Source organism: Microbacterium alkaliflavum, from assembly GCF_044325405.1.
In the GTDB taxonomy this organism is placed as follows: Bacteria; Actinomycetota; Actinomycetes; order Actinomycetales; family Microbacteriaceae; genus Microbacterium; species Microbacterium alkaliflavum.
On the sequence record NZ_JBIQWL010000004.1, the window covers coordinates 169362 to 195700 of the forward strand.

Annotated in this window: 27 protein-coding genes; 22 read left to right on the forward strand and 5 right to left on the reverse strand. The window is 70.5% G+C overall.

Going from position 1 to position 26339, the window contains the following annotated elements:
- Positions 1-115: 115 nt before the first annotated feature.
- From ACH3VR_RS12670 to ACH3VR_RS12685, 4 genes are all read left to right on the forward strand, one after another.
- Entirely contained in the window at positions 116-883 is a 768-nt protein-coding gene (locus ACH3VR_RS12670) for a cyclase family protein (RefSeq protein ID WP_397556670.1), read from the forward strand.
- 118 nt (positions 884-1001) lie between these two features.
- Positions 1002-1295, forward strand: a complete 294-nt coding sequence (locus ACH3VR_RS12675) for a putative quinol monooxygenase (protein WP_397556671.1) — start codon at positions 1002-1004, stop codon at positions 1293-1295.
- Between the two features lies 1 nt (position 1296).
- Positions 1297-2262: a fumarylacetoacetate hydrolase family protein gene (locus ACH3VR_RS12680; protein ID WP_397556672.1), complete on the forward strand. Its 966-nt coding sequence runs from the start codon at positions 1297-1299 to the stop codon at positions 2260-2262.
- Between the two features lie 132 nt (positions 2263-2394).
- A complete protein-coding gene (locus ACH3VR_RS12685) occupies positions 2395-3318 on the forward strand; it encodes a LysR family transcriptional regulator (protein WP_397556673.1) in 924 nt (307 codons plus the stop codon).
- A 20-nt stretch (positions 3319-3338) separates the two neighbouring features.
- Here the strand turns inward: ACH3VR_RS12685 and ACH3VR_RS12690 are convergent, their stop codons facing one another.
- Together ACH3VR_RS12690 and ACH3VR_RS12695 are read right to left on the reverse strand one after the other, a co-directional pair.
- Positions 3339-3875, reverse strand: a complete 537-nt coding sequence (locus ACH3VR_RS12690; protein ID WP_397556674.1) for an FAD-dependent oxidoreductase — start codon at positions 3873-3875, stop codon at positions 3339-3341.
- Positions 3824-4738: a LysR family transcriptional regulator gene (locus ACH3VR_RS12695; RefSeq protein ID WP_397556675.1), complete on the reverse strand. Its 915-nt coding sequence runs from the start codon at positions 4736-4738 to the stop codon at positions 3824-3826. The genes ACH3VR_RS12690 and ACH3VR_RS12695 overlap by 52 nt, the downstream gene beginning before the upstream one ends.
- A 103-nt stretch (positions 4739-4841) precedes the next feature.
- Here ACH3VR_RS12695 and ACH3VR_RS12700 point away from each other — a divergent pair, with 103 nt between their 5' ends.
- From ACH3VR_RS12700 to ACH3VR_RS12735, 8 genes are all read left to right on the forward strand, one after another.
- Positions 4842-5606 carry an SDR family NAD(P)-dependent oxidoreductase gene (locus ACH3VR_RS12700; protein WP_397556676.1) on the forward strand — a complete coding sequence of 255 codons (765 nt, stop codon included), beginning with the start codon at positions 4842-4844 and terminating at the stop codon, positions 5604-5606.
- 34 nt (positions 5607-5640) lie between these two features.
- Entirely contained in the window at positions 5641-7062 is a 1422-nt protein-coding gene (locus tag ACH3VR_RS12705; protein WP_397556677.1) for an FAD-binding oxidoreductase, read from the forward strand.
- On the forward strand, positions 7059-7862 hold the full coding sequence (locus ACH3VR_RS12710; RefSeq protein ID WP_397556678.1) for an SDR family NAD(P)-dependent oxidoreductase: 804 nt from the start codon (positions 7059-7061) through the stop codon (positions 7860-7862). The genes ACH3VR_RS12705 and ACH3VR_RS12710 overlap by 4 nt, the downstream gene beginning before the upstream one ends.
- On the forward strand, positions 7849-8571 hold the full coding sequence (locus tag ACH3VR_RS12715; RefSeq protein ID WP_397556679.1) for an SDR family NAD(P)-dependent oxidoreductase: 723 nt from the start codon (positions 7849-7851) through the stop codon (positions 8569-8571). Before ACH3VR_RS12710 ends, ACH3VR_RS12715 begins: the two co-directional genes overlap by 14 nt.
- Positions 8572-8733: 162 nt before the next feature.
- On the forward strand, positions 8734-9885 hold the full coding sequence (locus ACH3VR_RS12720) for a sugar ABC transporter substrate-binding protein (protein WP_397556680.1): 1152 nt from the start codon (positions 8734-8736) through the stop codon (positions 9883-9885).
- Positions 9882-11489: a sugar ABC transporter ATP-binding protein gene (locus ACH3VR_RS12725; RefSeq protein WP_397556681.1), complete on the forward strand. Its 1608-nt coding sequence runs from the start codon at positions 9882-9884 to the stop codon at positions 11487-11489. Before ACH3VR_RS12720 ends, ACH3VR_RS12725 begins: the two co-directional genes overlap by 4 nt.
- On the forward strand, positions 11486-12502 hold the full coding sequence (locus tag ACH3VR_RS12730) for an ABC transporter permease (RefSeq protein WP_397556682.1): 1017 nt from the start codon (positions 11486-11488) through the stop codon (positions 12500-12502). The genes ACH3VR_RS12725 and ACH3VR_RS12730 overlap by 4 nt, the downstream gene beginning before the upstream one ends.
- 29 nt (positions 12503-12531) lie before the next feature.
- Positions 12532-13488, forward strand: a complete 957-nt coding sequence (locus ACH3VR_RS12735) for a LysR family transcriptional regulator (protein ID WP_397556683.1) — start codon at positions 12532-12534, stop codon at positions 13486-13488.
- Between the two features lie 19 nt (positions 13489-13507).
- Here ACH3VR_RS12735 and ACH3VR_RS12740 read toward each other — a convergent pair whose 3' ends face one another.
- The 3 genes from ACH3VR_RS12740 to ACH3VR_RS12750 form a co-directional block, all read right to left on the reverse strand.
- Positions 13508-13936, reverse strand: a complete 429-nt coding sequence (locus ACH3VR_RS12740) for a nuclear transport factor 2 family protein (RefSeq protein ID WP_397556684.1) — start codon at positions 13934-13936, stop codon at positions 13508-13510.
- Positions 13937-14038: 102 nt separating this feature from the next.
- On the reverse strand, positions 14039-15472 hold the full coding sequence (locus ACH3VR_RS12745) for a peptide MFS transporter (RefSeq protein WP_397556982.1): 1434 nt from the start codon (positions 15470-15472) through the stop codon (positions 14039-14041).
- Positions 15473-15899: 427 nt separating this feature from the next.
- The gene (locus ACH3VR_RS12750; RefSeq protein WP_397556983.1) at positions 15900-17300 is read right to left on the reverse strand and encodes an MFS transporter; all 1401 of its coding nucleotides are present in this window, start codon (positions 17298-17300) and stop codon (positions 15900-15902) included.
- Positions 17301-17400: 100 nt separating this feature from the next.
- Here ACH3VR_RS12750 and ACH3VR_RS12755 point away from each other — a divergent pair, with 100 nt between their 5' ends.
- From ACH3VR_RS12755 to ACH3VR_RS12800, 10 genes are all read left to right on the forward strand, one after another.
- Positions 17401-18120, forward strand: a complete 720-nt coding sequence (locus ACH3VR_RS12755) for a GNAT family N-acetyltransferase (RefSeq protein ID WP_397556685.1) — start codon at positions 17401-17403, stop codon at positions 18118-18120.
- A 159-nt stretch (positions 18121-18279) separates the two neighbouring features.
- Positions 18280-19410, forward strand: coding sequence for a ScyD/ScyE family protein (locus ACH3VR_RS12760; RefSeq protein WP_397556686.1), 1131 nt, complete (start codon positions 18280-18282; stop codon positions 19408-19410).
- A 192-nt stretch (positions 19411-19602) separates the two neighbouring features.
- The gene (locus ACH3VR_RS12765; RefSeq protein WP_397556687.1) at positions 19603-20514 is read left to right on the forward strand and encodes a cyclase family protein; all 912 of its coding nucleotides are present in this window, start codon (positions 19603-19605) and stop codon (positions 20512-20514) included.
- Between the two features lie 177 nt (positions 20515-20691).
- Positions 20692-21204: a hypothetical protein gene (locus tag ACH3VR_RS12770; RefSeq protein WP_397556688.1), complete on the forward strand. Its 513-nt coding sequence runs from the start codon at positions 20692-20694 to the stop codon at positions 21202-21204.
- 25 nt (positions 21205-21229) lie between these two features.
- Entirely contained in the window at positions 21230-21625 is a 396-nt protein-coding gene (locus ACH3VR_RS12775) for a hypothetical protein (protein WP_397556689.1), read from the forward strand.
- Positions 21626-21707: 82 nt separating this feature from the next.
- On the forward strand, positions 21708-22481 hold the full coding sequence (locus ACH3VR_RS12780; protein ID WP_397556690.1) for an isocitrate lyase/PEP mutase family protein: 774 nt from the start codon (positions 21708-21710) through the stop codon (positions 22479-22481).
- 25 nt (positions 22482-22506) lie between these two features.
- On the forward strand, positions 22507-23640 hold the full coding sequence (gene menC / locus ACH3VR_RS12785) for an o-succinylbenzoate synthase (RefSeq protein ID WP_397556691.1): 1134 nt from the start codon (positions 22507-22509) through the stop codon (positions 23638-23640).
- A complete protein-coding gene (locus ACH3VR_RS12790; protein WP_397556692.1) occupies positions 23640-24497 on the forward strand; it encodes a hypothetical protein in 858 nt (285 codons plus the stop codon). Before menC ends, ACH3VR_RS12790 begins: the two co-directional genes overlap by 1 nt.
- Before the next feature lie 26 nt (positions 24498-24523).
- Positions 24524-25846 carry an alpha-hydroxy-acid oxidizing protein gene (locus tag ACH3VR_RS12795; RefSeq protein WP_397556693.1) on the forward strand — a complete coding sequence of 441 codons (1323 nt, stop codon included), beginning with the start codon at positions 24524-24526 and terminating at the stop codon, positions 25844-25846.
- Positions 25847-25913: 67 nt separating this feature from the next.
- Positions 25914-26282 carry a DUF4870 domain-containing protein gene (locus ACH3VR_RS12800; protein ID WP_397556694.1) on the forward strand — a complete coding sequence of 123 codons (369 nt, stop codon included), beginning with the start codon at positions 25914-25916 and terminating at the stop codon, positions 26280-26282.
- Positions 26283-26339 lie beyond the last annotated feature (57 nt).

Below are 26339 nucleotides of genomic sequence, written 5' to 3' on the forward strand. Positions count from 1 at the left end.
ATGCGGCGATGTTCTCCCCGGGCGGGTGGCGACCGCAAGAATACGTGGCATCACCGCCGGCCACTCCCGCCACCGACCCCGCCCGCCGAAGATGGACGAGACCGAAGGAGCTCCCGTGCGTTTCGTTGACCTGTCCATGCCCCTCGACGACGTGATCCCCGTCGACCCGCCGTTCCTTCGCCCGAAGATCGAGTACAAGGACCACATCGGCGGTCTCAAGGACATGTACGCGATGTACGGCATCCTCCCCGAGCAGCTCCCGGAGGGGCAGGGACTCGCGGCCGAGACCGTCACGATCACGACGCACTCGGGCACGCACGTCGACGCCCCATGGCATTACCACCCCACCATGAACGACGGCGAGCGCGCCTGGACGATCGACGAGGTGCCGCTCGACTGGTTCTTCCGCCCCGGCGTCAAGCTCGACCTCCGCCACCTGCCCAACGGGCACCTCGTGACCCCCGACGACATCGACGCCGAGCTCGACCGCATCGGCTACGAGCTGAAGCCCCTCGACATCGTCCTCGCGAACACGATCGCCGCCGGTGCGTACGGCCGCGAGGACTACATCGACACGGGCATCGGGTTCGGCCGCGAGGCGACCCTGCACCTCACCGGCAAAGGCGTCCGCGTTGTGGGAACGGATGCCTGGGGGTGGGACCTGCCGGTGAGCATCAACCGCCGCCAGTTCGAGGAGACGGGTGATCCGTCGATCGTCTGGGAGGGCCACAAGGCCGGCGCCCACGTGGGCTACTGCCAGATCGAGAAGCTCCAGCACCTCGAGGACATCCCGGCCTTCGGCTTCACCGTGGCGTGCTTCCCCGCCAAGGTGCGCGGTGCGTCGGCCGGCTGGACGCGCGCGGTCGCCATCTTCGACGAGTGACCGCCTGACGCGATGGCAGGCATCGCCCCGACGGCCTGTCCCGCGGCATCCCGCCGCTTTACCGTGAACGTCGACGGGGGATCGCCCCGACGACGACGTCAATGAGAGGAACACCCCCATGGCCTTCGTATGCAGCGCCACCTGGATCGCCAAGCCCGGTGAGGAGGAGACGGTCCGCGACGCGCTCGAGAAGCTGTCGCCCGCCTCGCGCGACGAACCCGGCAACCGGTACTACCAGGCCTATCAGAGCCCCGAGGAGCCGAACACCTTCCGCATCTTCGAGGTGTACGACGACGAGGACGCCTTCAAGGCGCACGCGACCTACCCGCACTTCGAGCAATGGGCGCTCGGCCAGGCGATCCCGGCTCTCGAGACCCGCCAGCGCGACTTCTACGAGACCCTGGACTATTGACGTGGCGCAGTACGCGCGTTATGTCGGTCCCAACGGCATCATCCACACGGGGCGCGTGCAGCACGGCAAGCTCCAGGACATCCCGGGCGATCCCGAGATCCTCGACCTGCTGAACGGGCCGGCCGACGTGCGTCGCGACCTCGATGTGCGCGCCGGGCGCCAGCAGAAGCTGCCGATCCAGGACGCCACATTCGCCGTGCCGGTGCAGCCGCGGGCGATGCGCGACTTCCTCGTGTTCGAGGCGCACATCGCGGGCATGAAGAAGAACGAGCCGGGCGACGGCAGCGTGCCGCCGCAATGGTACGAGGCGCCCGCGTTCCTGTTCATGAACCCGTGGTCGGTGCTGCCGACGGGCGCCGACATCCCGATGCCGCCCTTCACGCAGAAGCTCGACTTCGAGCTCGAGGTCGCCATGATCGTCAAGCACACCGTGCGCGACGTGCCGATCGAGGAGGCCGCCGAGCACATCGCGGGCTTCTGCATCTTCAACGACTGGAGCGCGCGCGACATCCAGGGCAATGAGATGCGCATCGGCCTCGGTCCCTCCAAGGGGAAGGACTTCGCGAACACCCTCGGACCGTGGCTCACGACCCCCGACGAGCTCGAGCAGTACCGCGAGGACGACCGCTACGCGCTGGAGATGTCGGTGGCGATCAACGGCGAGGTCGTCGGCACCGACAACCTCCGCAACATGTCGTGGTCGTTCGAGGAGATGCTCGTGCACGCCTCACGCGACGCGTGGGTCGGCGCGGGCGACGTGCTCGCGACCGGCACCGCGTCGACGGGCGCGCTCTCCGAGCGCTGGGCCCGCTCGGGGCAGCTCACGCCGCCGCCACTGCAGGTCGGGGACGTCGTGACGATGACGGTCGAAGGCCTCGGCACCATCGAGAACCGCATCGTCGAGACGGCGAGCCCCGGCCACACCGTGCCGCCGGCGCGGCGCACCTACGGACCCGACCGCCTGTAGCGCCGCCTCGGGTGTCACGACACGCGGCGACCCCGCGGGCATCGGCGCGTGTCGTGACACCCCGAACCCGACCGAGCGCCGCGGTCGCACGGTTACCCTGAGAGGATCGCGCGAAGGGGCGGTTCGAGGGCAATGGCCGATCTGCGGGGCATCGACGTCAATCTGCTCGTCGTGCTGGACGCCATCCTCACCGAGCGCAATCTCACCCGTGCGGCCGAGGTGCTCGGCACGACGCAGCCGACCGTGAGCGGGGCGGCCGCGAAGCTGCGGAGCATGCTGGGCGACCAGCTGCTCGTGCGCAGCGGCCGCTCGTCGGAGCTCACCCCGCGCGCGATCCAACTGCAGCCGATCGTGCGCGCGGCGCTCGCCGAGATCGACCGCACGCTTGATCTGCGCCCCCTGTTCGATCCGCTCACGAGCGACCGGCGGTTCCGGCTCACGGCGTCGGACTACGCGCTCTCGGTCATGACCGCGCCTCTGCTCGAGCTGCTCGAGCAGAGGGCGCCGAACGTCTCGGTCGAGTTCGGCCCGATGAACTTCCTCGATCCCGTCGACCTGCTGCGCGAGGATGTCGCGATCGCGTCGGCCTCGCCGCGGGTGCCCGGCAAGCGCCAGGCGCTGTTCTCCGACTCGATGGTGTGCATCGTCGCGCGCGGGCACCCCCGCCTGCGCGACGGCGCGCTCGGGCTCCGGGAGCTCGCCGAGCTCCCGTACGTGCGGGTCGCGTTCGCCGACGGCATCGTCATGTACGCCGACGACGAGCTCGCCGCCGCGGGCGTGACCCCGCGGGTCGTGCGCACCGTGCCCGGGTTCCTGCCGGTGCCGTTCGCCGTCGCAGGCTCCGAGCGCTACGGATTCGTCCCCGCCCGGCTCGCCGACCTCTACGCGGAGAACCTCGACCTCGAGGTCGCCCGCATCCCGGTGCCGCTGCCCGTTCTCGTGGAGTCGGCGTTCTGGCATCCCTCACGCAACGAGGATCCGGCGCTCCAATGGCTGCTCTCGATCCTGCGCGAAGTCGCCGAGCGCGTCGAGTTCGCCGGCGAGGAGATCGACTGAAGGGATGCCGCGGTCCGGCCTCAGCGCTGGTCTGCGAGCGTCGCGAGCACGGCGTTGACGGCGGCGACGGCATCCGATCCGCTCGCCGCGCCGCTCGCGATGACACGCCAGGCGCGGCGCTCGGCCACGGGCGACGCGTCACCGGCGACCACGACGACGTCGTAGTTCTCTATCCGCCCGTCGGACAGCTCCGCCTCCACGTGCCGGTCGACGGGCACGAAGCCGACGAGTTCCGTGCCGAGCCGCGGCTCGATGCCGAGATCGCGCATCGTGGGCTCGGCCTCGTCGTCGGGCCACGCCGAAGCGCGCTCGAGGAGAGTGACCTCGACCCCGAGCCGGGCGAGGGCGATCGCCGCCTCGCAGCCGCTGCAGCTCGCGCTGCTCACCAGGACCGATGTGACCGCCATCGACACTCCTGCCGTCTTGTCCGCCTGCAGCCACGTCGCTGCTGCCCCGACGGTATGGCGACAGGTCCGCGCCCGGAACGCGGATCCGTCGATGACACCTATCGGAGGGCCGCGGCCTCCACGGCCTCGATGAGGCGGTCTCGGAACCACACGTGCGACGGGTCGCCGTCATGGCTCTCGTGCCACCACAGCTTGAGGTCGATCGGGACCCGCCCGAAGGGCGCCTCGACGCCGATGACCCCGTTGACCGGGCCGAGCCGCTCGGCGAGCACCCGCGGCACGACCGCGACGAGATCGGTGCCTGCCACGATCGACGGGAGCGGAAGGAAGCTCGCCGTCGTCACACGGGGCTCGCTGCGGTCCACTCCGAGTTCGCGAAGACGCCGATCGGCAGGCGTGAAGTGCAGCCGGCCGAACTGCGCGACCGCTTGCGGCAGGGCGACGAACGCATCGAACGACAGCGTGCCGTCGACCAGCGCGGGGTTGCCCGGATCGATGAGGCAGACGTATTCGTCGAGGATCAGGTCGTGGCTCTGCCCCTCGATGCCGATGCCGGCGACGGTGATGACGAAGTCGTGCGTGATGAGGTCGCGCTCGCTCTCCATCGGCCGTTCGGGGAGGGGCACCACGTCGACCTCCATCTCGGGCGCCTGCTCGAGGACCGCTGCGATGGGTCCGCGCAGGCGCATCGCGCCGTAGTCGGTCATCATGAGCGTGAAGCTCCGGCGGGACGAGAGGGGATCGAACGCGCGCTCGCCCGCGAGCACCCGCTCGATGAGGGGGAGCGTCTCCTGCACCTGCGGCAGCAGGAGGCGTGCGAGGGGCGTCAGCTCGTAGTCGCGGCCGACGCGCACGAGCAGCTCGTCGTTGAAGACGAGACGCAGCCGCGAGAGCGCCGAGCTCATCGAGGACTGGCCCATCTGCACGCGCTGGCCCGCTCGGGTGACGTTCGCCTCTTCGAGCAGCGCCCGCAGCGGCACGAGCAGATTGAGGTCGTAACCGTCGCCTGCCATGCACGGCATGGTAGCGCCCGCACCTGTGGCGCCCACGATGCGCGATAGCTGGTATCCCGGGCACGTCGTTCCACGAGGCAGTGGCCGGTCCTACCGTGTGAGCATGGGACGGCTCGAGGACAAGGTCGCGCTCATCACCGGCATCGGCGGCGGGATGGGCCGGGAGGCGGCCCGCCGCTTCGCCGCCGAGGGTGCGAAGGTGGTGGGCTGCGATCTGAACGGTGACGGGCTCGACGAGACGGTGCGCCTCGTGCGATCCGACGGCGGCGAGATCACCGGTCATTCGCCCGTGGACGCGGGCGACGCCGATGCGGTCGAGGCGTGGATCGACGAGGCAGCCGGCGTCTACGGCGGTGTCGACATCCTCTACAACAACGCCTCGATCCAGCGGTTCGGCGCGATCGACGAGATCAGCGTCGAGGACTGGGACTTCGCGATCGACATGGAGCTGAACATCGTCTTCTACGCGGTGCGGGCCGCGTGGAAGCACCTGAAGGAGCGCGGCGGGGTCATCGTCAACATCGGATCGATCGCGGGCACCCGCGGTGTCGAGTTCATGCCCCAGAACGCCCACGGCGCCGCGAAGGCGGGCGTCATCAACCTGACTCAGCAGCTCGCCGTCGAAGGCGGCCCGCACGGCATCCGCGCCGTCTGCATCTCGCCCGGCTTCATCCAGACGCCCGCGACGAGCTTCCTCGTCGAAGCCCCGCCGCCCGCCATGCGCGCGACGTGGGACCGCATCCCGCTCGGTCGCATCGGCCAGCCGGCCGACGTCGTGAACGCGGCCGTGTTCCTCGCGTCGGACGAGGCCTCGTGGATCACGGGCGTCAACCTCGTGGTCGACGGCGGCAGCACGACGCTCGGCTGAATCCCGCCTCACACCCGACCCGAGGAGCTCGACGATGACCTCTGACCTGGATGCCTCCGCCTTCGACGGCCGCATCGTGCTGCCCGGCGACGCCGACTGGGAGGACGCGCGCGTCGGCCGCGTCTTCAACGGCCGCCGGCCCGGCCGCCAACCCGACGCCGTGCTCGTCGCGGAGAGCGTCGAGGACGTGCAGCGCGGGGTGCGGCTCGCGGCCGCGAAGGGCTGGACGGTCGCCGTCCGATCGGGCGGCCATTCCTGGGCCGCCTGGAGCGTGCGCGACGGAGGACTGCTGATCGACCTCAGGGCCCTCACCGACCTTGCCTACGACGAGGACTCGCACGTCGTGAGCGCCGGCCCCGCGACGAAGGGCGGTGAGGTGCTCTCGCCCTACCTCGAGGAGCGCGGCCGGTTCTTCCACGGCGGCCACTGCCCGACGGTGGGGATCGGCGGCTTCCTGCTGCAGGGCGGCCAGGGCTGGAACCAGCGCGGCTGGGGCTGGGCGGCGGAGTCGGTCGTCGCGGTAGACGTCGTGACGGCCGACGGCGAGCTCGTGCGCGCCGATGCGCACCACAACAGCGACCTCTACTGGGCGGCGCGCGGGGCGGGTCCGGCCTTCCCCGGCATCGTCGTGCGCTTCCACCTCGCAACGCGGCCGCTGTTCGGCGCGCTCGCCCACACGGTGCACGGCTACGAGCTCGACGACTTCACCGAGGTCATGACGTGGCTCTACGACACGCACCACCGGGTGCCCGACAACGTCGAGATCGTCGCCGTGTCGATGCCGGTCCCCGTGCCCGACGGGGGAGAGCGTCGGCTCTTCCTCGTGACGGGTCTCGCGTTCGGCGACGACGAGGCGCACGCCCGCGACTCGCTCGCCGCGTTCAACACGTCGCCCGCACTCGACCGCGCGGTGTTCGTTCAGGATGCCGCGCCCTCGACGCTCGCGCAGCAGCGCGAGGAGCAGCTGCGCAACAACCCCGAGCACTGGCAGTACATCTGCGACAACGCCTGGATCGACGGCGAGAACACGCCGGCGGGTGTCGCGGCAATGGTCGACGGCATCCGGCCCCTCTTCACGACCAATCCGACCGCGCACGGCTTCGCGATCTGGATGAGCAACGCGCCGCGCCGCGAGCTGGAGGACATGGCCTTCTCCCTGCACACCGACGCGTACGTCGCCGCGTACACGGTGTACGAGGACCCGGCGGAGTACGCCCGCAACCGTGCGTGGGTCGATGAGGTGTTCGCGCACGCCGAGCCGGTCACGGCCGGGCAGTATCTCGGCGACTCCGACATGACGAACCGTCAGCTCAGGTTCATGGCGCCCGACAACTGGTCGAAGCTGCAGGAGATCATCGCGGCGCGCGATCCCGAGGGCCGCTTCCACCGCCATCTCGCCGCCGACCCCGACACGATCAACGTCAACCACTGGCAACGCGAGGAGGCTCGGGCATGACGGTCCCCGAGCCTGTCGAGTTGCTGTCGCCCGAGCGCCTGTTCTCCCTCGCAGGGCAGGCGGCGATCGTCACGGGCGGCACGAGCGGAATCGGCCTCGCCTGCGCCGGGGCGCTCGCGGCGGCCGGCGCGCGGGTCCTGCTCGCGGGCCTGGGCGACGCGCCGGGCGTCGCGGCCACCCTCCAGGCGCGGGGGCTCGAGGCGGCAGGCGTCGAGTGCGACCTCACCGACCCGACGGTCCCGGAATCGCTCGTCGATGCTGCTCTCGAGCGCTGGGGACGCCTCGACACGGTGTTCGCGAACGCGGGCGCCGCCCTCGACGTCCCCGGAGAGGACCCGGGCTCGCCCGAGGCCCTCGACCGGCTCGAGATCATGTTCGATCTGCACGTGGCTTCCGTGCTGCGGCTCGCCGACGCGGCGCTGCCCCCGATGGCCGAGGGCGGAGGCGGCCTCTTCCTCGTGATGTCGAGCCTGTCGGGACTCCGCGGCAATCGTGCCATCGGCGGATACGGCATCACGAAGGCCGCCAACGCGCAGCTCGCTCGCAACATCGCGGTGCAGTGGGGTCCCCGCGGCATCCGCGCCAACGCGCTCTCGCCGGGTGTCATCGCGACCGAGTTCGCGACGCCCATCACCGGCGACCCCGACGCCGCACGCGCGCGACTCGCCAAGACGCCGCTCGGACGGTTCGGCACGCCCGCCGAGGTCGCCGGAGCCGTCGTCTGGCTCGCTTCGCCCGCGGGCGCGTTCGTGAGCGGTCAGAACATCGTCATCGACGGAGGAACGCTTGCCTCGGACTGAACCCGGCGTCGCCGTCGTCACCGGCGCGGCACGCGGCATCGGCGCGGCGATCGCCGCCCGACTTCGCGACGACGGGTACGCGGTGGCCAGCCTCGACGTCGTCGCGCCGCAGGCGGAGCGCCCCGGCATCCTCGACCTCCCGTGCGATCTCGCGGACCAGGATGCCGTCACCGCCGCCGTCGCGACGATCCGCGTCGAGCGGGGCACTGTCCGCGTCGTCGTGCACTGCGCCGCCCACCAGCGGGTCGCGCCGTTCGCCGAGCTCGATCCGGCGGACTGGCACCGGTCGTTCGCCGTCAACGTCGACGGAGCCTTTCACGTGCTGCGGGCGACGCTTCCCGATCTGCGGGATGCCGGCGACGGCCGCGTCGTCGTCATCACTTCGTCGAGCTACTTCACGCCGCCGCCCGGGATGGCGCATTACATCGCGACGAAGGGCGCCCTGACGGGGCTCGTGCGCGGGCTCTCGGTCGAACTGGGGCGCGACGGGATCACCGTCAACGCCGTCGCTCCCGGGCTCACCGCGACCGAGAAGGCGCGCCGCGACATCCCCGAGGAGCACTTCGCGCTCGTGCGCAGCCGGCAGGCGATCCCCCGCACGGGCGAGCCCGACGACGTCGCCGCAGCCGTCGCGTTCCTGGTCTCCGACGATGCGGCGTTCATCACGGGTCAGACCCTTCTCGTCGACGGCGGCGAGAGCCGCGTCTAGTGCGCAGCGGCGTATAGCCGCTCTCGATGCAAGGCATCACCGTGGCGGCATTCCCGTACTGAGCGCCCGCTGGTGTGATGACTGTGCTGGCAAAGCCGCCAGACCCGAAGCGAGGCGAGGACGCCCCGGCATCCTCCCTCCAGACACACAGCAGGAGTGTCAGTGAGAACATCTCGCAGTTTCGCGATGGTCGCCGCCGTCGCAGCGCTCGCACTCACCATGAGCGCATGTTCCTCCGGCGACGAGCCGTCGTCGTCGCCCTCCGAGTCCGCAGCGCTCAGCGCCGACGCGCAGGCGGCGCTCGACAAGGCGTTCACAGGTTTCGGCTCGGACCTCTCCGACCTCACCTCGGTGACGCCCAAAGCCGACCAGAAGTTCTACGTCATGTCGTGCGGCGAGTCGAACCCGACCTGCCACGCTCCGGCGGCGGCCATGGTCGACGCGGCGAAGGCGGCCGGCTGGACCGGCGAGATCGTCGACGGCAAGCTCAGCCCCGAGGGCTTCGCGACCGCGATCCGTCAGGCCACCGCAGCCGGTGCCACGGTTCTCGTGCCGATCGGCATCAGCTGCAGCGGGGCCGCGGCCGCGTTCCAGGAGGCCAAGGCGGCCGGCGTCACTATCGTCGGCGGAGGCGGCCAGGACGACTGCAGCCCGAAGGTCTGGGACTCCGAGCGCCTCTGGCTTCCGGCCGACGACCAGCCCACCCCGTACGGCATCTTCGGCGCGTTCGGCACGCTGCAGGCGGACTACGTCTTCGGCAAGACGAACGGCGACCCGAAGGCCGTCGTCATCAACATGACCTCGCAGCCGTGGGGCCAGCTGATCACCGACTCGTTCTCCGACGAGCTGAAGAAGCTCGGCGGCGGCGAGGTGCTCGCACAGGTCGACGTCACCGACCCCGAGACCGCCGACGGCTCGTACATCCAGAAGGTGACCTCCGCGCTGCTGGCCAACCCCGACGCGAATGCCCTGATCGTCCCGACCGACGGCTACCTCGTCAACGGCCTCGCCGCGGCGATCAACCAGGCCGGCCTCGCCGACAAGCTCGTGGTCGTGGGCAACTTCGGCTCGGAGGCCGCGCTCGACATGATCCGCTCGGGCACACCCGGCATCACGGCGACCATCGGCGACGCGCAGGACTGGGAGGCCTGGGGCTCCATCGACACCGCGATCCGCGTGCTCGACGGCAAGGACCCGGCCTATATCGGTCAGACGATCCAGGCGGTCGACGCCGACAACAACATGCCGGACTCCGGCGCGTACAACGGTGCCATCGACTGGAAATCCGCGTTCCTGACATCGTGGGGCAAGTGACCGACGCGACGACGAACCCGGGAGCGGCAGGGGTCACCTCTGCCGCTCCCGGCGCGTCGGCCTCCGATCTCGCACTCGACGTGCGGCACCTCGACAAGGACTTCGCCGGCACCCGGGCGCTCAACGACGCCTCGCTGCGCGTGCGACGCGGCACCGTGCACGCGCTCCTCGGCGGGAACGGCTCGGGCAAGTCGACGACCATCAAGATCCTCGCGGGCGTCTACCCGGCCGACGCGGGAGAGCTCGAGATCTTCGGCCGCTCGTTCGACCTGAACGGCTACAGCCCCGCGACCGCGCAGCAGGCGGGCCTGCGCTTCGTGCACCAGGACCTGGGCCTGTTCGACGACCTGTCGATCGAGGAGAACTTCGCCCTCGACTCGGGCTATCCCCGGCGCGGTCCGGGCATCGACTGGCGCGGCCTGCGACGACGCGTGGAGACGCTCCTCGCCGACTACGAGCTCGACGTCGACCCGCGCGCGCCCATCCGCACCCTCCGCCCGTCCGACCAGACGATGGTCGCGATCGCCCGGGCCCTGCAGGATCAGGATGCCGATCAGCAGCTGTTCCTCGTGCTCGACGAGCCCACCGCCCGCCTCGCCGCGCACGAGTCCGAGTTGCTGCTCGAACGCGTTCGCCGCCGGGCCGACCAGGGCCAGACGATCCTCATCGTGAGCCACCGCCTGCGCGAGGTCCTCGCCGTGGCGCACGACTTCACCATCTACCGCGACGGGCGCGTCGCCGGCGCCCTCGTGGGGGAGTCGCCGACCGAGGACCAGCTCATCGAGATCATGGCGGGGCGCTCCGTCAAGGCCCTGCGGCCGACGGGCGACGTCGCTCACGGTGAACGGACGCCCGTCCTCTCGGCCTCGAAGCTGCGCGGAGGCCCCGTGCGCGGCATCGACTTCACCGTTCACCGAGGCGAGATCCTCGGATTCACGGGCCTCGTCGGCTCGGGCCGCTCGAGCGTGCTGAAGATGATCTTCGGCGAGCATGCCCCCGACAGCGGGTCCATGACGCTCCACGGCGAGGCCTACGCGCCCGCCGACGTCGGTGCCGCGATGGATGCCGGCGTGGCGCTCGTGCCGGAGGACCGCGTGCACGAGGCATCCTTCATGGACCAGACCGTCACCGAGAACCTCGCCCTGGCGACCCTCTCCGAGAACTGGATCCGCGGATTCATGCCCCGCTCGCGCGAACGCGCGACGGCGGAGAAGCTGATCTCCGCGTATGGCGTCAAAGTCGCCGGGCCCGAGGCCCCGTACTCCTCGATGTCGGGCGGCAACCAGCAGAAGGTCGTGCTCGCGCGCTGGATGCAGCGCACCCCGACCGTGCTGCTGCTCGACGAGCCGACGCAGGGCGTCGACGTCATGAGCCGCGCCGACATCTACGACAGCATCCGCCGTGCCGCCGCCGACGGCTGCGCCGTCGTGGTGGCCTCCAGCGATCTCGCCGAGATCCACGCCCTGTGCGACCGCACCCTCGTGCTCAGCCGCGGCCGCGTCACCGACGAGGTGGCCGCCGGCACCCTCGACGTCGACGGGCTCACGAGCCTCGTCCTGCGCGAGAAGACCACACCCGAAGCCTCCCCGGAGCAGACCTCATGACCGACACCAAGACACCGCAGACGACGGCGACCGTCAGCATCCCGATCAAGCGCACCCCCCGGCCGCTGCGGCTCCTGGAGAACTACGCGCTCCCGCTCCTGACGATCCTCGTCTACGCGTTCTTCTGCTTCTACCCGCCGTCGTCGCAGTCGTTCCCCACGATCAACAACCTCAACGTCATCCTCGGCAGCCAGGCCGTCGTGGCGCTCGTCGCGATCGCGGCGCTGTTCCCGCTCGTCTGCGGCTACTTCGACTTCTCGCTGGGCGCGAACGCCGCCATGACGCAGGTCGTCACGGCGGGCCTCATGTCGCTCTACGGGTTTCCGCTCTGGCTCTCCATCGTGATCGCCATGGCGCTCGGCACGATCGTCGGCGTGATCAACGGCTACTTCGTGACGAAGCTGCACATGAGCCCGTTCGTGACGACGCTCGGCATGTCGATGCTCCTCGCGGGCCTCATGTCGTGGTTCACGGGAGGCCGCACGTTCGTGACCGGCATCGACCCCGCGATCATCAAATTCGGCTCGATGCGGTTCATCGGCATCCCGGTGGTCTTCTACATCACCCTCCTCGTCGCGCTCGTCGCCTGGTACTTCTTCACGCACACGCCGTTCGGCCGTTCGCTCTATGCCATCGGCTCCAACGCGACGGCGGCCAAGCTCGTCGGCCTCCCCGTGTCGAAGAACGTGTGGTGGAGCTTCGTCGTCGCCGGCTTCATCGCCGGAGGCGCCGGCGTCCTGCAGCTCGCCCGCGTCGGCAGCGCCACGGCCTCCGACGGCGGCACGATCCTCTTCCCGGCGCTGGCCGCCGTGTTCCTCGGCGCGACCACGATCCGTCCCGGCTTCTTCAACGTGTGGGGCACGATCATCGGCGCGATCTTCGTGTCGGTGTCGGTGAGCGGCCTCGCCCTGTCGGGGGCGAGCGGCTGGGCGTCGAATGTGTTCAACGGCATCGCGCTGCTCGCCGCGGTCGCGCTGTCGACCTACCTCGGCCGCAGCAAGAGGCGGGGGTAGTCGTAGGCGGCGCGCATATGATGAGCGCCGTGTCCGACGTCCGGAAGCTCGACCTCAACCTCGTCGTCGTGCTCGACGCGCTGCTCGCGGAGCGCAACCTCACGCGCGCCGGCGAGCAGGTCGGGATGACGCAGCCCGCGGTGAGCGGCGCGCTCACCCGTCTGCGCGAGCTGTTCGACGACCCGCTCCTCGAGCGCGAGGGGCGCGGCTTCGTGCTGACGCCGCGCGCGGAGGCGCTCATCCCGGTCGTCGCCGAGTGCATGACGTCGGTGCACCGCACGTTCGACATCCTGCCGACCTTCGATCCCGCGACGAGCACGCGCACATTTCTCGTGTCGGCGTCGGACTACGTGCTCGCCGAGATCACGAGCCCGCTCCTCTCGGTGCTCCAGCGCGAGGCGCCGCACACCAGGGTCGAGTTCGACGGCCTCCCCGTCACGGACATGGTGTCGCCCATCGACCTTCTGCGGCGCGACGTCACCATCGCCGGGGCGGGTCGCGGGGTGCCGGGCAAGCGAGCGTCGCTGTTCTCCGACCGGTACGTCTGCATCGTGGATGCCGGCAACCCGGCGCTCGAAGACGGTGCGCTGTCGCTCGACGCGCTGCGGCGCCTCCGCTACGTGCGATCCGTGTTCGGACCGCACGTCTCGACCCACGTCGACGACATGCTCAGCGCTGCCGAGATCGTTCCGCGCACGGCGGTCACGGTGCAGGGTTTCATGCCGGTGCCGTTCGCGGTCGCCGGCACCCCGTGGGTCGGGTGGGTGCCCGAGCGCACCGCGAACCGCTACGCGGACACGCTCGGCCTCGTCATCGCCCGCACCCCCATCGCGCCCGCGGTGCTCGTCGAGGCCGCGCACTGGCATCCCTCGAAATCCGACGACCCCGCGCTGCAATGGCTGGTGCAGCAGCTCAGGCGCGCGGCCGAGCTCGTGGAGTTCGGCGCGGATCCGCTCGATGACGACTTCGCCGACGAGGACGCCTGACCCCTCGTGGCGACTTTCGTCAGTGCGGGATGCCGAGATCCCGGCGCGTGCCCGCGAGGTCGGTGTGCACGAACGAGTTGTAGGCGACGAGGATGTCGGCGAACCGGTCGGTGTCGTCCAGCTCGTACATGATGATGCCGTCGAACTCGAACGTCTCGCCCGCACGCACGGGGCCGAAGAGCGTGTCCGGAGCATTGTGCTTCGCCGTGAAGAGCGTGTTCATCTGGATCGCGAGGCGACCCTCGTCGGCGAGGAACCGCGGCACGGTGAGGCGCTCGACGAAGTGCGGCCAGATCTTGTTGCGGTAGTGATCCTTCATGCCGTCGACGCCGGTGAACTCGAGCGTGCCGTTCTTCATGTGCATGTCGGGCGCGACGTAGTCGTCGAAGGCGGTGTCGTCCTCGGCGTTGAACCTGCGGATGTACTCGCGGAACGTCTCCTCGCGCACGGGACTCCTTCGTCGTCGGACGGGACGCCCCCACGCTAGGACCGACAAGAGGCCGCGCAGAACGTCGGCATCGCGATATCAGGCATCGCGGCGGAACGGCCGCTACCGCACGCCGCGCATGAGCGCGAGCACGGGCTTGACCGATAACCACAGCGCGACGCCGAGGCCGATCGCGATGAAGCCGAGGATCGTGAAGTACGGCACCTCGTTCTTCGGGTCGTAGAACTGGGCGAGCCATCCGGCGATCGACGTGCCGAGCGCGACCGAGAGGAAGTAGAGCGCGACCATCTGCGTGTGGAACCGCTCGGGCGCGAGCTTCGTGGTGACCGACAGGCCGGGAGGCGAGATGAACATCTCGGCGATCGTGAAGACGAGGAGGATGCCGACGATCGCGAGGAGCGGAGTCGAGTTCGGCGCCCCGTTGGCCCACGGCAGGAACAGCAGGAACGCGATGCCCATGATGATCGCGCCGAGGGCGAACTTGACGGGCGCCGACGGCTGGCGCGGGCCGAGCTTCGTCCAGATCGCGGCGAAGACGCCGGACAGGATGATGACGAAGACAGGGTTGATCGAGTTGATCCAGGAGACGGGCATCTCCCATCCCAGGATGTTCCGGTTCAGCCGCTCGTCGGAGTAGATCGTGAGCACCGTGAACTGCTGCTGGTACAGGGACCAGAAGCCGACGTTGACGATGAACAGCGGGATGAACCCGGTGACCCTCGATCGGTCGTCCGACGAGATCTGCCGCGACGAGATGATGACGAAGAAGTAGGCGATCGCGGCGACGAGCGTCACGATGATGACGACGCCGGCCAGGTTGTCGGCGCGGATGACCCCGAGCAGCACGAGCGCGACGATGACGGCGATGCCCGCGAGAGCGATGCCGATGACGGCGCCGTAGCGGTTGCGGGGGAGCGGGTTGGCGACCACGCTCGCCGACTTCGGCAGCTCCTTGCGGCCGAACGAGTACTGGATGAGGCCGATGGCCATGCCGACGGCAGCGGCGCCGAACCCCCAGTGGAAGCCGTAGTTCGTCTGCAGGAAGCCCGTCACGAGCGGGCCGAGGAACGCGCCGAGGTTGATGCCGAGGTAGAACAGCGAGAAGCCCGCGTCGCGCCTTGTGTCGCCGGCCCGGTACAGCGTGCCGACGACGGCGGTGGCGTTGGCCTTGAGGCCGCCCGATCCGACGGCGACGAGGATGAGGCCGACGCCGAGGCCCCACACGTTCGGCAGCACCGCGAGCGCGATATGGCCGGCCATGATGACGAAGGCGCTCCAGAACAGCACGCGCTCCGAGCCGAAGAGCCGGTCGGCGAGCCACGCGCCCAGGATCGTGCACAGGTAGACCGTGCCGCCGTACGCCCCGACGATGCCCGTCGCGGTCGCCTGGTCGATGCCGAGCCCGCCCTGCTCGACGGAGTAGTACATGTAGAGGAGCAGGATGCCCTGCATGCCGTAGAAGCTGAACCGCTCCCACATCTCCACGCCGAAGATGTGCCACAGCGGCCACGGCTGCCCGAAGAACCGGGTGTCCATGTCGCCCTTGCCGGTCGTGCCGGCGTCCGTTGAAACGGTCGCTGAGCCTGTCGAAGCGTCCGCCGCGATCATGCCGGTCGCATCCACCGATGCCATGCTCGCCGCTGCCGCACCGTCCGGTGCCCCCACCGGCACCTGTGCCGGTTCTTCGTCCGCCCCGCCGCCTTGCCCCCGCGCCTGGTCGTTCATGGGGTCAGGCTAGCGGCGGCACTCCCGCCTCAACAGGGGTTCTTCGACGAGCCTCCGGCCCCCGAGCCTGTCGAGGGGTCGTCCCGAACCCGACGGCGCGTCACCTTTCGGCCCATTCGGCCCACGGTCCCCGAGCTTGTCGAGGGGTCGTCCCGAACCCGACGGCGCGTCACTCCTCGGCCTGTTCGGCCCACGGTCCCCGAGCTTGTCGAGGGGTCGTCCCGAACCCGACGGCGCGTCACTCCGGAAGGGAGGGATGCCGCTCCTCGGCCGCGTGCCGGCGCGGGATGAACAGCGCCACGATGAGCGCGATCACCGCGGCGACGCCGCCGAGCACGAACGAGAGCTGGAACGCCGTCGGGGTGGGGGCGGGCGTCCCACCGACGTCGACCACGAAGGTTGCGAGCACGGCCCCGATGACGGCGGCCGCCGTGCTCGTGCCGAGCGAGCGGAAGAGGGCGTTGAGGCCGTTGGACGCTCCCGTCTCGGACTGCGGCACCGAGCGCATGATGAGCATCGGCATGGCGGCGTAGCCGAAGCCGATGCCGGCGCCGATGAGGAAGTTCGCCACGACGAGCTGCCACACCTCGGCCGAGAACAGCAGCGTGAAGGCGTAGGCGGCGATGAGCGAGATCGCACCGAGCACGAGCAGGAGCTTGGGACCGACCGTGCGGGCGAGACGCCCCGAGAAGGGTGAGAGCACCATCATCACGACGCCCGCGGGCATGACGACGAAGCTCGCGGCGAGCAGCGACAGCCCGAACCCGCCGGCCACGGCGGGCAGCTCGAGCATCTGCGGATACGAGACGTTCGACGCGAACAGCGAGAAGCCCATCGCGACCGACGCGATGTTCGTCAGCAGCACGGGCCGCCGCGCGGCGACGCGCAGATCGAGGAGCGGCGAGGCGATGCGCAGCTCGTACCATCCCCACACGAGCAGCACGACGAGTCCGCCGAAACCGAGCACGAGGGTCGGAGCCGACGTCCATCCCCATTCGTTGCCGCGCGAGATCGCGAGGAGGATGCCGAGCAGGCCGACCGTGAGCCCCGCGGCGCCGACGTAGTCGAATCGGCCGGCCGTGCGCAGCACGCTCACGGGCACGATCCACAGCACGAGGCCGAAGACGACGACGCCGAGCCCTGCCGCGACCCAGAAGAGCACGTGCCAGTCGGCGGTCTCGGTGATGTACGCGCTGATCGGCAGGCCCAGCGCGCCCCCGACGCCGAGCGTCGCGCTGATGAGGGCGATCGCGGTGTCGACGCGGTTCTCGTGCAGCACGTCGCGCAGGATCGAGATGCCGAGCGGCACGACGCCGACGATCGCGCCCTGCAGCGTGCGCCCCACGATGATGCCGATGATGCCGGGCGACAGCGCCGCGATGACCGAGCCCACCACCATGACGGCCATGAGCACCAGAACGATGCGCCGCTTGCCGTACATGTCGCCGAGGCGCCCCGAGATGGGCGTCAGCACGGCGGCGGCGAGCAGCGTGGACGTGACGACCCACGCGGTGTCTTCGCGACTCGCGTCCAGCAGCTCGGGGAGCTTGGACTGGATAGGGACGACCAGGGTGAACATGAACGACGAGGCCAGCCCCGCGATCGCGAGCACGGCGATGATCGCGCCTTGCGGCGGCATCCGGGTGAGCTTTCTTCTTGCTTCCTCATCCTTCGACGCCACGGATCCAGGCTATCGGCGGCTCGGGGGGCGAGGGCTCGCGCGGGCGTATCGTGGCCCCATGGCCGAGCCTCTCGTCGTCACGCCCCCGGGCATCGAGATCCGCACGATCGAGACCGTCGACGGCGCCTTCGCCGCCGCCGCCGTGCTCGCCGACGTGTGGGGCGGTGACCGCGGCGGGATGCCGCCCAACCTCATGGCGGCGCTCGCCTACTCCGGGAACTACGTCGTCGGACTCTACGACGGCGACCGGATCGTCGGTGCTTCGGTGGCCTTCTTCGGGCCGCCCGACACGAGGTCGATGCACTCGCACATCACCGGCGTGCTCGCCGACCATCAGAGCCAGGGACTCGGCCGGCTGCTCAAGCAGCACCAGCGCGAGTGGGCGTTCGCGCGCGGAGTCGGCCGCATCACGTGGACGTACGATCCGCTCGTCGCCCGCAACGCGCACTTCAATCTCCGCGTGCTGGGCGCGCGCGTCACCGACTACTTCGTCAATCGCTACGGGGCGATGGACGACGGCATCAACCGGGGTGACGAGACCGACCGCATCCTCGTGACGTGGTCGATGGCGGCGCCCGCCGCGCCCGAACCCGACCCCGAGGACGTGGTCGGGGCGGTCGAGATCCCGCACGACATCGAGACCCTGCGTCGCGAGTCGCCGATGGATGCCGCATCCTGGCGCCTGCGTGTGCGCGAGGGATTCCTCGCGCACCTCGCCGAGGGGCTCGTCGTCGCCGGTTTCGACGACGAGCGCGGGTACCTGTTCGTCCGGCCGTGAGCATCCGTTTCGCGAAGACCTGTTGACGGACCTTCGTCGAAGCTGAAGGATGAGCGGTGATGCGCCGCTGAGGGGCGCGTCGCCGGACGTCACTTGGGGAAGCTCGGCGCCCGGTCGGCAGTGCTCGCGACGCTGCGGGCGGATACTGGGGAGGTCCTCATGCGCTCGTCACGTGCGCTCGTCGCCGGCGTGCTCGCCGGCGGTCTCGTCTTGGCCACGCCGATGATGGCGTCGGCGGGGGTCGGCGGCAAACCCGATCCGAAGGTCCTCTCGGATCAGATGGTCGCGCCGTTCAACCTCGCGCTCTCGGCGCCGGACATCTACGTCGCCGACGGCTTCATCGGGCTCGTCGGCACGCTGCAGCCCGACGGATCGCTCGCACCCGTCGCGGTAGACCAGCCGGGCGCGTCCGGGGTCGCCACCTCGGGCGGCACGCTTGCGTTCACGACCACCGTGTCGGATGAGGTGACCGGTGAGAACACCGCGAGCGGCCTCAACATCTGGGGGCCGGGTGGATCGAAGATCTCCGCAGACACCCATGCGTACGAGACGGCGCACAATCCCGACAGCGTCAACCACTACGGCGTCGACAAACCGAGCCAGTGCGTCATCGACTCCTTCACGGCGGTCGGGTTCCCGTACGACTACACCGGCCAGATCGACTCGCACGCGTACTCCGTCGCCGCATACGGCAGCGGATGGGTCGTCGCGGATGCCGGTGCCAACGCGCTCTGGAGCATCGACTCGTCGGGTGCCATCAGCACGCTCGCCGTCCTGCCGCCGCAGCCGCTCACGGTCACACCCGAGCTCGCAGCGGCGGTCGGGCTGCCGTCGCCGCAGTGCTTCGCCGGTGGTGTGACATATTCGTTCGAGCCGGTGCCCACCGACGTCGAGGTCGGCTCCGACGGCGCGCTCTACATCACGACGCTTCCGGGCGGCCCGGAGAGCCCCGTGCTCGGCGCCCGCGGTGCGCTGTGGAAGTACACGCCGTCCAACGGCAAGCTCGTGAAGATCGCAGGCGGATTCCTCGGCGCGACGAACCTCGCACTGGGCCTGAAGGGCGAGATCTACGTCGCGGAGTACTTCGCGGGCAAGATCTCGCTCGTCAAGAAGAACGGCCAGAAATCCGACTACCTGCCGCTGCAGAACGTCATCGCGCTCGAGACGGATGCCGACGGCGCCCTGTGGGCGGGCACGACGATCACGCTCGACCCGTCGCAGCCCGCGGCGCCCGGCACGATCGTCAAGGTCAAGGACGGGAAGCCCGGAAAGGCTCTCGGCCTGCACTGAGAAGACCCCTCCCAGCGTCTGCCGGAGACCGGCCGGAATCGTCGGTCTCCGGCAGACGCGCGTCGCCGACCTCGCGCCGCAACGCAGGAGATCGCCGCATCGTCGGAGCTTTCCTGCCGCGTGGGTCCGGCGAACTGCCGATCTCCGACGATGCCGCGTGCCGCGGCATCCGTCGCCCCTAGGCTGACCGGCATGCCCGACTACCGCGCCCACTTCGACTTCCAGCTCTCGTTCGCCAACGGCGGCGAGCTGGCCGGCACCGGCTTCCGTCTCGACCTGCCGTCGCCCGACCTCGACGTCGACGTGATCGGCCGCTTGCTCGTGCAGCACCTGGGCCTCGCGCTCGTCGACGAAGTCGAGCTGCGTGGGCTGCGCATCGTCGAGGAGCCGCACCGGGGAAGCCGCGGGGTTCCCGTGGTACAGGCCCCGGGTGCGCGTGTCGTCGACCTGAGCCACACGATCCGCGCCGGGCTCGCGACCTACCCGGGGCTGCCCGCGCCGACGATCACCCCTCACTTGACGCGCGAGGACTCGCGGGCGCGCTACGCGCCGGGCACGGAGTTCGCGATGGACGTCATCCACATGATCGGCAACACGGGCACGTACCTCGACTCGCCCTTCCACCGCTACGCGGAGGGCCCCGATCTCGCGGGCCTCGACCTGTCGACGCTCGTCGGCCTTCGCGCCGAGGTCTTCCACCTCGAGGACGCCTGGACACCCGAACGCCGCGGCATCCGCGCGGAGACGCTGCTGGACCGGGACGTGCGCGGCTCCGCCGTGCTGCTGCACACGGGCTGGGATCGCTGGTTCGGGCGGCCCGAATACGGCGTCGGCGCGCCGTTCCTCACCGAGGAGGGTGTGCGCCACCTCATCGAGGCCGGCGCCGTGCTCGTCGGGATCGACTCGCTCAACATCGACGACACCGAGTCCGGCGGCGAGCGGCCCGCGCATTCGCTGCTGCTGGATGCCGGCATCCACGTCGTCGAGCACCTCACCAATCTCGGCGCGGTGCCCCCGAGCGGTGCGCGGTTCACCGCAGCTCCGCCGGCCGTCGAGGGCTTCGGGACGTTCCCCGTGCGGGCCTTCGCCGAGGTTCCCGCCTAGCGCGTGCGCCCGCGGAGGAGATGACAGAGCGGGAGGATGCCCGAGACCGACGAATCCTCCCGAGGCGCCATCTCCTCCCGTGCCGCACGCCCGGCGACGTGGTCGGACGGCGTTCACCGTCGCGTCACGGCGATGTCACGAACGGCGGATGTCGGTGCCCCGTCGTACCGTCTGCCCATGAGCGACTTCGTGTCCGGCCTCGTCGCCGATGCTCCCGAACCCACCCTCGCCGCCGAGCTCGATCTGTTCGGCCGGCTTGTCGGCGAATGGCGCGTCGAGAACCGCTACCGCTCCTCGCCCGATGACGAGTGGACCACCAGCGCGCGCACGTGGGTCTTCTCCTGGATCGCGGGCGGCCGCGCCGTGCAGGACGTCATCCTCGGCAGCGACCGCGGCGACGAGCCGGTCGTCGCCGGCACGACGGTGCGTGCGTTCGACCCCCGCATCGGGGCGTGGCGCGTCAACTGGTTCGGCACGCTGCACGCGAACTTCGGCACGCTCATCGCGCGACCGCACGGCGACGACGGCATCCGGCAGGACGGCGTCGAGCACCTTCCCGACCGCGACACCCCGATCCGCTGGAACTTCTCCGGGATCACCCGCGACACCTTCACGTGGGACGGCTGGTCGTCCGCCGACGGCGGTGAGACGTGGTGGCTCGAGCAGCACATGGATGCGCGGCGTGCGTGACATCGGGCCGCGATAGCGTGGCGGGATGCTCCCCGACGACTGGACCCCGCATCGCCGCGACGACGGCGAACTGCTCGGCTGGATCCGACCGCAGGGTGACGACTGGGTCGCCGTCGACCTGCTCGGGCGGGAGGCGTCCGCCGCCGGCGATTGGCTCCAGGCGGAAGAGGCTCTCGACTCTGCCGGGCTCTCGTGGCTCGCCGACGTCTGGGTGCTCGAGCGGGGGGATGCTGCGCCCCTGCGCGTCAAGCTCGTCGAGGTGACTCCGGGCCGTGTCGGGGAGGTGGGCCGGGTCGTCGTGCACACCGACGACTTCGGCGCCATCGACGCGCCGGTGGAGCGGTTCGAGCTCGCGTGGCCTCCGCCCGCGCAGCTGCGCCCGCGCCGCCGGGGCGAGACGACGACGACGCCCTTCGGGTGAGCGGTCCACTCGTTCGGGTGCGGCATCGTCACGCGACGTCAAGAGGCGTGACGCCCGGGGCGCCACCCGGTTGACTCGGAGCATGACACTCCACGAGAAGGCCGATCGCCTGCTGGCGCTGCACGAAGACCCCACTCTCCTCACCGTCGTGAACGTGTGGGATCCCGTCTCGGCGCGGGTCGTGGCCTCCGAGTCCGGCACGACCGCCCTCGCGACGGCGAGCCACTCGATCGCGGCGAGCTTCGGCTACGACGACGGCGAGCACATCCCGCTCGATCTGCACCTCGAGGCCATCGACCGCATCGTGCAGACCACAGACCTCCCGGTGTCGGCCGATCTCGAGGCGGGCTACGGCGACGTGGGCGAGACGATCCGCCGCGCGATCGGCGTCGGCGTCGTCGGCGCCAACATCGAGGACCAGCTGAAGCCCATCGACGACGCTGTCCGCGGCGTCGAGTCCGCGCTCTCGGCGGGCGAGGCGGAGGGCATCCGCTTCGTGCTCAACGCGCGGACCGATGCGTTCGTCCGCGGCCGGGATCGCACTCCGGAGGAGAACCTCGAGGATGCCGTGACCCGTGGTCAGGCCTACCTCGCCGCCGGCGCGCCCGTGGTGTTCGTGCCGGGCCGCCTCGACGAGGCGCAGGTGAGGACGCTCGTCGACGCCTTCGGGCCGCGCAAGCTTTCGGTCATCGCCGTGCCGGGTTCGCTGCCCCTCGAGACCCTCGAGGCTCTCGGCGTCGCGCGCGTATCGTACGGCCCGTGGTCGCAGCGCGTCGCGCTGACCGCCCTCCAGAACCTCGTGCGCGACGTGCACGCCGGCGGCGGCGTCCCGGAGGGCACCCAGACCCTGAACTGAGTGACCCCGGGCGTAGCCTGAGCGCATGCCCATCGCCCGGCCCGCGGCCGCCGTCGTCCTGGAAGGCTTCGAGCTGCGCGTGCTGCACCTGCCGCTCGTCGCTCCCTTCACGACCTCGTTCGGAACCGAGACCGTGCGGGAGGTGATCGTCGTCCGCGCGCTGACGGCCGACGGCGAGGGCTGGGGCGAGGTGGTCACGCAGGCGTCGCCGCTGTACTCGAGCGAGTACACGCAGGGGGCGTGGGACGTCGCGACCCGCTTCCTCGCGCCCGCCCTCCTCGAGCGCCGCACGGTCGCGCCCGACGAGATCAGAAGCATCCTCGAGCCGTTCGTCGGCCACCGCATGGCCAAGGCGGGGCTCGAGCTCGCGGTGCTCGACGCGGCGCTCCGCGCCGCCGGACGCCCGCTCGGCGAATACCTCGGCGCCGTGCGCGACCGGGTGCCGAGCGGGGTCAGCGTCGGCATCCAGCGCGACCCGGATTCCCTGGTCGAGACGATCCGCGGATACCTCGACGAGGGCTACGTGCGCATCAAGATCAAGATCAGACCCGGCCGCGACGTGGCCGACACGGCCGCGGTGCGCGACGCCTTCGGCGCCATCCCGCTGCAGGTCGACGCGAACTCGGCCTATACGCTCGCCGACGTCGACACTCTCGCCGAGCTCGACCGGTTCGACCTCCTCCTCATCGAGCAGCCGCTGCAGGAGGACGACATCGTCGACCACGCGACCCTCGCGCGGCGCCTTTCGACGCCGGTGTGCCTCGACGAGTCGATCGTGTCGCTCAAGGCCGCGACCGACGCGCTCGCGCTGGGCGCGGCATCCGTCGTCAACATCAAGGCCGGACGCGTCGGCGGATACCTCGAGGCCGTGCGCATCCACGATCTGTGCCGGGATGCCGGCATCCCGGTCTGGTGCGGAGGCATGCTCGAGACCGGCATCGGCCGCGCCGCGAACGCGGCTCTCGCCGCGCTTCCCGGGTTCACCCTGCCCGGCGACGTGTCGGCCTCGAGCCGCTTCTATCACCGCGACATCGTGACCGAGCCCGCCGTGCTCGAAGACGGCCACGTGCGCGTGCCGACCGGCCCGGGGCTCGGCGTCGAGATCGACCCGGTCGCCCTCGACGACTTCACGGTCGACCGTGTCGTCGTGAGGGCCTGATGCACCGCGGCCTGCTGAGCGCCGCCGCACTGTGCGGAGTCCTCGTGCTCGCCGCCTGCACGGCACCGGTCGGGGACCCCGATCTCGACCCGAGGCTCGCTGTGATCAGCGCCGAGTTCGTCCAGCTCCGTTCCGATGTGGCGGCTCGTCAGGCCGAGGTGCGGGTCACGAATGACGGCGACGTGCCGGTTCAGGTCGGGGACGTGGAGGTGAGGGACGACCGATTCGACGGCGTCGCGACCCGCGTGAACGCCGGCCGCGTCTCGACGATCCCGGCGGGTGGAACCGTCGACATCCGCGTCCAGCTGCCGGCGATGGACTGCGATGTCAGCGAGGGGCAGACCTCGGTGTGGCTCGAGGTCCCCTCCTTCGGCGAGGGGATGGCGTTCGGTCGCCCGTTGCCGGACGAACTCAGCGTCATCGCCCCGCTGCACGAGCGGGAGTGCCGCGCGGCGGCGGTCGCCGCGGCGGCGGACGTGTCGCTGTCGTCGTTCACGCCCTCGCCCGCGGGAGAGCCGGCCGACCTCACGCTCACCGTCGTGCCCACCGGCGAGGCATCCGCGTCCCTCGTCGCGATGCACGCGACCAACCTCCTCACCTTCGCGGGCGACGACGTCGAGACGTACCCGCTCGACCTCGCGATCGCCGAGGGCGACTCCGACACGGTCGAGGTGCACGTGCCGATCGAGCCGCTGCGCTGCGACCCGCACGCGGTCCAGGAGGACAAGCGCGGCACCGTCTTCACCCTCGACGTCGAGGTCGACGGCGCCCCAGGCCAGATCGAGCTCGCCGCGAGCGAAGACATGCGCGGCGCGATCCTGACCTGGGTCGGGCAGTGGTGCGGGTTCGGATCCTGACGCGGTCGCACCCCTAGGCTGGCCCGATGAGCATCGTCGCTCCGAACGACCCCGCCGCCGCGCGGGGGATCTCCCGCCGCACGCAGTCGGAGATCTACCGGGCCGGCATCAGCGGCGCGAAGCCCCGCGTGCCGGTGGACCTCGCAGGACTCGAACGAGCCGCGCGCAGGGCGCTGAGCGCCGAGGCCTTCGCCTACATCGCGGGCGGCGCCGGCGCCGAGCGCACGATGGTCGCCAACCGCGCCGCGTTCGAGCACTGGCAGGTCTGGCCGCGGCCGCTCCGCGACGTCTCGACGCGCGACCTCTCGATCGACTTCCTCGGCCGGCGTCGGCCCACTCCGCTCCTGCTCGCGCCGCTCGGGGTCATGGAGATGGCCCACGCCGACGCCGACCTCGCGGTCGCCCGGGCCGCTGCATCCCTCGGCATTCCGTACACGCTGAGCAACCAGGCATCCTTCCCCATGGAGGAGGTCAGGGATGCCGCGCCCGACGCGCCGCGGCTGTTCCAGCTGTACTGGTCGGCGTCCGACGAGCTCAACGCGTCGCTGCTGCGGCGGGCCGAGGCATCCGGGTGCGAAGCGATCGTCGTGACGCTCGACACGCACCTGCTCGGCTGGCGCACGCGCGACCTCGACCTCGCCTACCTCCCGTTCACGCGCGGCCTCGGCATCGCGCAGTACACGAGCGATCCGGTGTTCCAGCAGCTCGTGCGCGAGCGCGCCGGCGGCCCGAAGGACGCCGGGCCCGGCGACAGGGTCAGGCTCACTCCGAAGACCGTCGCCGCCGGTGTCTCGATCGCGCGCAAGGGCGCCGCGCTCACGGGCGAAGGCCTGCGCGCGAGCATGCGCTCGCCGCTGCCCCGCGCCGCCGTCGAGACGTTCCTCGATGTCTTCTCGACGCCTGCGCTCACGTGGGGCGACCTCGCGAAGGCCCGCGACTGGACGAGACTGCCGATCATCCTCAAGGGCATCGTGCATCCCGACGACGCGTCGCGCGCGCTCGACGCGGGCGTCGACGGCGTATGGGTCTCGAACCACGGCGGTCGTCAGATCGACCGGTCGGTGCCGACGCTCGACGCTCTGCCCGACGTCGTCGCGCGCGTCGGCGGACGCGTGCCGGTCGTCTTCGATTCCGGAGTGCGCGGGGGAGCGGACGCCGTCATCGCGCTCGCCCTCGGCGCGACGGCCGTCGCCATCGGACGTCCCTACGCGTACGGGCTCGCGATCGCCGGCGAGGAAGGCGTGCGCGAGGTCGTGCGCAACGTCGTCGCCGAACTCGACATCACGCTCGGGCTGTCGGGTCGCACCGCGATCGCCGAGCTCGGCCCCGACAGCCTGCGCCGCATCTGACCAACCCGACGAGAAGTGTCGGGCTGACCCCCGGGTGCTTCCGCCGCCCGCCGCCTACTCTGGTGCCGTGACCTACCCCGACCCCCGCCCGTACGGCGGCTCGCCCGCCCCCATGAACCCGTCCGACGAGAAGATGTGGGCCGTGCTCGTCAACCTCGGCGGCATCTTCTTCAGCTTCTTCCCTGCGCTCATCGGCTATCTCGTCCTGCGGGACCGCGGGCCGTTCGTGCGCTCCCACACCGCCACCGCGCTGAACTTCCAGCTCACGCTGCTCATCGCCTACATCGTCGGCGGCATCCTCTCGGTCGTGCTCATCGGCATCCCGATCCTCATCGCCGCCGGCATCCTCGCGATCGTGTTCCCGATCATCGCGGCGGTGAAGGCGGGCTCGGGCCAGTGGTACACCTACCCCCTCTCGATCCCGTTCGTGCGCTGACCCGCCGCCCTCCACAGCCGACGATGCGGCGGTGTATCGCGCGCTTTATGCTTGCCC

Bases quoted from the DNA above. Each gene is read 5' to 3' on its own strand.
- ACH3VR_RS12675 (WP_397556671.1), top strand. From the start codon at position 1,002: ATGGCCTTCGTATGCAGCGCCACCTGGATCGCCAAGCCCGGTGAGGAG.
- ACH3VR_RS12685 (WP_397556673.1), top strand. From the start codon at position 2,395: ATGGCCGATCTGCGGGGCATCGACGTCAATCTGCTCGTCGTGCTGGAC.
- ACH3VR_RS12695 (WP_397556675.1), bottom strand. From the start codon at position 4,738: ATGGCAGGCGACGGTTACGACCTCAATCTGCTCGTGCCGCTGCGGGCG.
- ACH3VR_RS12700 (WP_397556676.1), top strand. From the start codon at position 4,842: ATGGGACGGCTCGAGGACAAGGTCGCGCTCATCACCGGCATCGGCGGC.
- ACH3VR_RS12705 (WP_397556677.1), top strand. From the start codon at position 5,641: ATGACCTCTGACCTGGATGCCTCCGCCTTCGACGGCCGCATCGTGCTG.
- ACH3VR_RS12710 (WP_397556678.1), top strand. From the start codon at position 7,059: ATGACGGTCCCCGAGCCTGTCGAGTTGCTGTCGCCCGAGCGCCTGTTC.
- ACH3VR_RS12730 (WP_397556682.1), top strand. From the start codon at position 11,486: ATGACCGACACCAAGACACCGCAGACGACGGCGACCGTCAGCATCCCG.
- ACH3VR_RS12745 (WP_397556982.1), bottom strand. From the start codon at position 15,472: ATGGACACCCGGTTCTTCGGGCAGCCGTGGCCGCTGTGGCACATCTTC.
- ACH3VR_RS12750 (WP_397556983.1), bottom strand. From the start codon at position 17,300: ATGCCGCCGCAAGGCGCGATCATCGCCGTGCTCGCGATCGCGGGGCTG.
- ACH3VR_RS12755 (WP_397556685.1), top strand. From the start codon at position 17,401: ATGGCCGAGCCTCTCGTCGTCACGCCCCCGGGCATCGAGATCCGCACG.
- ACH3VR_RS12760 (WP_397556686.1), top strand. From the start codon at position 18,280: ATGCGCTCGTCACGTGCGCTCGTCGCCGGCGTGCTCGCCGGCGGTCTC.
- ACH3VR_RS12765 (WP_397556687.1), top strand. From the start codon at position 19,603: ATGCCCGACTACCGCGCCCACTTCGACTTCCAGCTCTCGTTCGCCAAC.
- ACH3VR_RS12770 (WP_397556688.1), top strand. From the start codon at position 20,692: ATGAGCGACTTCGTGTCCGGCCTCGTCGCCGATGCTCCCGAACCCACC.
- ACH3VR_RS12775 (WP_397556689.1), top strand. From the start codon at position 21,230: ATGCTCCCCGACGACTGGACCCCGCATCGCCGCGACGACGGCGAACTG.
- ACH3VR_RS12780 (WP_397556690.1), top strand. From the start codon at position 21,708: ATGACACTCCACGAGAAGGCCGATCGCCTGCTGGCGCTGCACGAAGAC.
- menC (WP_397556691.1), top strand. From the start codon at position 22,507: ATGCCCATCGCCCGGCCCGCGGCCGCCGTCGTCCTGGAAGGCTTCGAG.
- ACH3VR_RS12790 (WP_397556692.1), top strand. From the start codon at position 23,640: ATGCACCGCGGCCTGCTGAGCGCCGCCGCACTGTGCGGAGTCCTCGTG.
- ACH3VR_RS12795 (WP_397556693.1), top strand. From the start codon at position 24,524: ATGAGCATCGTCGCTCCGAACGACCCCGCCGCCGCGCGGGGGATCTCC.